This is a genomic window from Mesorhizobium sp. M7A.F.Ca.CA.004.12.1.1, from assembly GCF_003997835.1.
Classification (GTDB): domain Bacteria; phylum Pseudomonadota; class Alphaproteobacteria; order Rhizobiales; family Rhizobiaceae; genus Mesorhizobium.
The window spans coordinates 1-4,898 of sequence record NZ_RZRK01000053.1 but is presented as its reverse complement, the minus strand read 5'-3'; the positions used below and the strand labels follow the sequence as shown (position 1 = coordinate 4,898).

At 64.7% G+C, this 4,898-nt stretch carries 5 protein-coding genes; all 5 read left to right on the top strand.

Annotation, left to right across the window (positions count from 1 at the left end; all coding sequences use genetic code 11):
- Window positions 1–644 (top strand): BtpA/SgcQ family protein (locus EN984_RS04840; protein ID WP_245480027.1); only part of this gene is annotated, 644 nt, incomplete at its 5' end.
- Window positions 645–806: 162 nt separating this feature from the next.
- Window positions 807–2,327, top strand: coding sequence for an FGGY-family carbohydrate kinase (locus EN984_RS04835; protein ID WP_127268746.1), 1,521 nt, complete (start codon window positions 807–809; stop codon window positions 2,325–2,327).
- Window positions 2,327–2,956 carry an HAD family phosphatase gene (locus EN984_RS04830; protein WP_127268747.1) on the top strand — a complete coding sequence of 210 codons (630 nt, stop codon included), beginning with the start codon at window positions 2,327–2,329 and terminating at the stop codon, window positions 2,954–2,956. Before EN984_RS04835 ends, EN984_RS04830 begins: the two co-directional genes overlap by 1 nt.
- Before the next feature lie 153 nt (window positions 2,957–3,109).
- Window positions 3,110–4,096, top strand: a complete 987-nt coding sequence (locus EN984_RS04825; RefSeq protein WP_127268748.1) for a sugar kinase — start codon at window positions 3,110–3,112, stop codon at window positions 4,094–4,096.
- Window positions 4,096–4,898 (top strand): class II D-tagatose-bisphosphate aldolase, non-catalytic subunit (locus EN984_RS04820; protein ID WP_164765379.1); only part of this gene is annotated, 803 nt, incomplete at its 3' end. The genes EN984_RS04825 and EN984_RS04820, both read left to right, overlap by 1 nt.

Below are 4,898 nucleotides of genomic sequence, written 5' to 3'. Positions count from 1 at the left end.
TCGCTGCCATCATGTTCGGCAACGAGAACTCCCGCCCCTATGTCTTCAAGGCGCCGCCCGAAGGTATTGCCGCCATGACTGCGATCGTCCAGGCGGTGAAACCCGAGCTGAAGGTGCCGTTTGGCGTCAATTATCTCTGGGATCCGACTGCCAGCGTCGCGATCGGGGCTGCCACCGGAGCCCGTTTCGTGCGCGAGATCTTCACCGGCCTGTTTGCTTCCGACATGGGCCTGTGGGAGCCCGATTGCGCCGCCGCCTCGCGCCTGCGGCACAATCTTGGCCGCGACGACATGAAGCTTCTCTTCAACATCAATGCAGAGTTCGCACACTCGCTCGACCAGCGTCCTATTGAATTGCGCGCCAAGAGCGCGGTGTTCTCGTCGATGGCCGACGCCATCCTCGTTTCCGGTCCGATCACTGGCCAGCCGGCCGACCAGTCCCACCTGCGCAGCGTCTGCGAGACGATCAAGGACGTGCCGGTCTTCGCCAACACCGGCGTGAACATCGACAATGTCCGCGATGTCCTTTCGCTGGCGAGCGGGGTCGTGATCGGGACCCATTTCAAGATCGATGGCAATACCTGGAACGCCGTCGACGGCGATCGGGTCAAACGCTTCATGGACGTTGTCGCCACTTTGCGCTGAGAACGGCTTCCACGGCGATGCCGGCCATCGCGCCGGCTCGCGGTGATCATATCGATCGTTGCGGGCCGGCGTCCGGAATGATCGACTGGTATCGAGCAGCGGGACACGACGAGGCAGACAGGTTCGCCCGCCTGCCCTTCCCGGCATTTCAATGGATTCGACATGGCGTTCGTTCTCGGTCTCGATATCGGCACCACCTCGACGATCGGCATTCTGATCCGGCTTCCCGATCAGGTGCTGGGCCTCGCCTCGCGCCCCGTCACGCTGCATTCCGAGCATGCGGGCTGGGCCGAGGAAGATCCCGCGCAATGGTGGACCAATGTCCGCGAGATCGTGCAGGAGCTGCTGAGGACCAGCGGCATCAAGGCCGAAGAGATCGTGGCGATCGGCACCACCGGCATGCTGCCGGCGGTCGTTCTTCTGGACGAGCAGGGCGAGGTGCTGCGACCGAGCATCCAGCAGAGCGACGGCCGCTGTGGCGCCGAAGTTGCCGAACTGCGGACCGAATGCGATGAGGCGGCTTTCATCGCCAAGGCCGGCAACGGCATCAACCAACAGCTGGTCACCGCAAAGCTGCGCTGGATAGAGCGTCACGAGCCGGAGGTGTTCAGCCGCATCGCCACCGTTTTCGGCTCCTATGACTATATCAACTGGCGCCTCACCGGTGAACGTGCGGTCGAGCAGAACTGGGCGCTGGAGGCCGGCTTCGTCGATGTTTCGACGCACCGGATCGACGACGACCTGGTGGCGCTCGCCCACATACCGCGCTCGGCCGTGCCACGAAAGATCGCCTCGCATGAGATCCTCGGTTCCGTCTCGGCGAAGACCGCGGATGAGACCGGCCTGATGGCGGGAACACCTGTCGTCGGGGGTGCGGCCGACATGATCGCTTCCGCGCTCGGCGCCGGAGTTGCCAAAGCAGGCGATGTCCTCCTGAAATTCGGCGGCTCGGTCGATATCCTGATCGCCACCGATCAGATCAAGCCAGATCCCCGCATGTATCTTGATTACCACCTGGTGCCGGGCCTGTTCATGCCCAATGGCTGTATGTCGACCGGCGGCTCGGGCCTCAACTGGTTCGTACGCAATTTCGCCGGCGGCGAGATGGCCACGGCACAGGCCGATGGTATTTCGGTACACCAGCGGCTCGATGCGCTGGCGGCAGAGCGTCCCGCCGGTGCCGACGGCCTCACCGTCCTGCCTTACTTCCTCGGCGAGAAGACGCCGATCCATGATCCAGCGGCTCGTGGCGTGATCGATGGGCTGACGCTGTCGCACGATATCGGCCATGTCTGGCGCGCTTTGCTCGAGGCCTATGCCTTCGCCATCGCGCATCATATCGAGGTGCTCAACGACATGGGCCACCGGACCGAGCGCTATCTCGCCTCCGACGGCGGCTCAAGCAGCAAGGTCTGGATGCAGATTGTCGCGGATGTCCTGCAAAAGCCGGTCCAACGCCTGACCGGGCACCCCGGCTCTTGTATCGGCGCTGCCTGGACGGCGGCGATCGGCGTCGGCCTGACCGACGACTGGTCGGGCGTTTCCGGTTTCGTCAGCTTCGCCGACCGGCTCGATCCCGACCCGCGCAAGGCTGACATCTACCGCGACGGCTATCGCCGCTATCGCGATCTTTATGCGCGCCTGTCGGCTCCTGGCGCGACCAGAGCGGGATCGTCATCGTGATGTATCGCGCCGTCGCCTGGGACATCGACGGAACGCTGATCGACAGCGAGCCGTTGCATCATCAATCCCTCCTCGCCGGCTGCCGCAACTGGAACGTCGATCTTGACGACCTGCCCGACCAAGCCTTTCGCGGCATCCATATGGGCGACGTCTGGACAATGCTGCGTCCGCGTCTCCCGGTCGGGCTCGACCAGGCGGAGTGGCTCGCCGCTATCAATGCCCACTACGTCGCGAACCGGGCGAACGCCGTCCCGATCCCCGAGGCGGTCGAGACGATTCGGACCCTGGCTGACCGCGGCGTCCCGCAGGTCTGCGTCTCGAATTCCGGCCGGCAAGTCGTCAATGCCAATCTCGATGGGCTCGGCGTGCTCGACCATATGAGTCTCACAATCAGCCTCGACGACGTGTCGGCCGGCAAGCCCGACCCCACGCCCTATCGCGAGGCCTGCCGGCAGCTCGCCGTAGCTCCAGGGTCGGTGGTGGCCGTGGAAGACAGCCGCACCGGCACAAAGGCAGCACGAGCCGCCGGTCTGTTCGTGGTCGGCTATCTCCCCAGCGGCGGCCTGCTCGGCGACGTCGATCTCAGCACCAACCGCCTGTCGTCGATCCTGGACCTGTTTCCCGGCTGAGGGTTTGCGCGTCGTTCCAAGTGTGCGCTTGACCATGCATGCAGGTTTGTAGCGTGATGGCAGCTGATCGATTCACATCGATCCGGTAGGAATCCTCTTGCGCCTCGGCGTCGTGAAACCGCGAACGACACCACACCCAGGATTGGACGCTTGATGAACGACCTCCCCCGAACACTTGCAGCGGACTCGCTCGGGCCAACCGTGACGATCGGAGAAATCCTGGTAGAGATCGTCGCGAGGCAGACGGGCACCGGCTTCCGGCAACCTATCGACCTCATTGGTCCCTTTCCGAGCGGCGCGCCCGCCATCTTCATCGATCAATGCGCACGTATGGGCGGAGCGGCCGCAATGGTGGGCGTGGTCGGCGACGACGATTTCGGCGTCGTCAACATGGAGCGCCTGAAGCGGGACGGCGTAGACACTTCAGCCATCGCTGTTTCCCCGGATTATCCGACGGGCAGCGCCTTTGTTCGCTACCGCACGGACGGAAGCCGCGATTTCGTCTACAACATCGCCAAATCCGCCGCCGCCCGACTGGAATGGAGCCCGCAGGTCGAGGCGCTGATCGCGCGTTGCGGGCATATCCATGTCATGGGAACGGTGTTCGCAAGTCCCGCAGCCTGGGCGATCACCGAACGCGCGATCCCGCTGATCAAGGCACGCGGCGGCACGATGTCGCTCGATCCGAACCTGCGCAAAGAATTGCTGGCGCACGGCCAGACCGAGGAGAAATTCGCCGGTCTGGTGGACGAAGCGGACCTGCTGCTGCCGTCGGGCAATGAATTGTTCCTGGCCGCCGGCACGGACGGGGAGGAACGCGCGATCGAGGCGCTGTTCAGACGAGGGGTCAAGGAGATCGCCGTGAAGCGCGGCGAACATGGCGCGTCAGCCCGTCAAAGCACCGGAGCCCGCGCCGATTGCCCCGGCCTCATCGTCGAGGAAACGGACCCCACCGGCGCCGGCGACTGTTTCGGGGGAGCCTATGTCGCATGCCGGCGGCTGGGGATGGCGCTGCAGACGGCGCTCGAATTCGCCAACGCGGCAGGGGCGCGCAACGTCACACGCCTCGGTCCCATGGAGGGAGCCGGCACGCCGGCCGAGCTGGAGGATTTCATGGCAAGAACGGCGAGAAGAAATTGATGCGTGTGGCGATCGACGATTTGCCGGACCTGCACAGGGACGGGAAGAAAATCGGGGTGACCTCGGTGTGCTCGGCGCACCCGCTGGTGCTGAAAGCCGCACTGCGCCACGGGCGGGAAACCGGCACCACCGTCCTGATCGAGGCGACGTGTAATCAGGTCAATCATCTGGGTGGTTATACGGGCATGACGCCGGCCGATTTCGCGGCGATGGTGGAAGCGCTCGCGGCAGCCGAGCAGTGCCCGCAAAAGCTGATCGTGCTTGGCGGGGATCATCTCGGCCCCAATCCCTGGAGAGACCGGCCCGCCGAGGAGGCGATGGCGCAGGCCGGGACGATGATCGATGCCTATGTCCGCGCCGGCTTCCGCAAGATCCACCTCGATGCCTCGATGGGCTGCGCGGGTGAACCGGCGGCGCTAGACGACCACACGGTGGCCGGGCGCGCGGCCAGGCTGGCAGGCGTCGCGGAGCAGGCGGCAGCGCAGAGCGGCGGGGCAAGCCCGGTTTACATCATCGGCACGGAAGTGCCGCCGCCCGGCGGCGCCGATCACGCTTTGGATGCGATCACCCCGACCAGTCCGGAGGCGGCTCGCCAGACACATGCCATTCACGCCCAGGCATTCCAAACCGCCGGGCTTGAAAGCGCATTTTCCCGCGTCATCGGGCTTGTGGTGCAGCCGGGCGTGGAGTTCGGCAACCAGAATGTGATTTTCTACGATCGGACCAAGGCCAGCGACCTGGCGGCAACTCTGAGCACATTGCCGTCGCTCATTTTCGAAGCTCATTCGACGGACTATCAGGG

Coding starts and splice junctions, on each gene's coding strand:
- EN984_RS04835 (WP_127268746.1), top strand. CDS start 807: ATGGCGTTCGTTCTCGGTCTCGATATCGGCACCACCTCGACGATCGGC.
- EN984_RS04830 (WP_127268747.1), top strand. CDS start 2,327: ATGTATCGCGCCGTCGCCTGGGACATCGACGGAACGCTGATCGACAGC.
- EN984_RS04825 (WP_127268748.1), top strand. CDS start 3,110: ATGAACGACCTCCCCCGAACACTTGCAGCGGACTCGCTCGGGCCAACC.